Here is a 495-nt window from a genome sequence, read left to right on the forward strand (position 1 = left end):
GGGCCGCGAGGCGTCTTCCCTGCCGGGGAGCGGCCCCTACCTGGAGCCGGTGCGGCCGTCCGCCGCGCAGCTCGGCGCCGGCCGTGCGCGCCGGCTGCCCGGGGCCGGCACGCAACCGCTCAGCGGGAGACTCGACTTGTCCGGCCCCCAGGGGGCGCAACTGCGCACGGCGATCGCCTCGGTGAACCGCATCTGTCCGGAGTTCAGCCCCGTTCAGGTGCTCCGCCGCAGCGGACGCACCGTCCTGCTCATCGGCACCGCGGGGCGCGGCACCGCCGTCGCCAAGTGTCTGCTCGACCACTCGCCCGCCTGGTCGGAGCGGCTGCGGCACGAAATAGCTGCCTACTGCACGCTGGTCATCGAGCGGATGCCGGGACGGGTGGCGGCGTTGCAGCGGCATCCCGTCGAGTCGCCGCCGCGGGCGGACATCCGGGCGGCGCTGGGCTCCGTCGTACGCCTCAACCAGTCGCGGCCCCCGGCGGAGATGTTCGGCAG

At 75.2% G+C, this 495-nt stretch carries 1 pseudogene; it reads left to right on the plus strand.

Going from position 1 to position 495, the window contains the following annotated elements:
- Window positions 1-19: 19 nt before the first annotated feature.
- A pseudogene (locus AB8Z36_RS41995) lies at window positions 20-495 on the plus strand (aminoglycoside phosphotransferase family protein); the annotation flags it as partial.

This window comes from Streptomyces flavofungini (assembly GCF_041028215.1).
GTDB classification, from domain to species: domain Bacteria; phylum Actinomycetota; class Actinomycetes; order Streptomycetales; family Streptomycetaceae; genus Streptomyces; species Streptomyces flavofungini_B.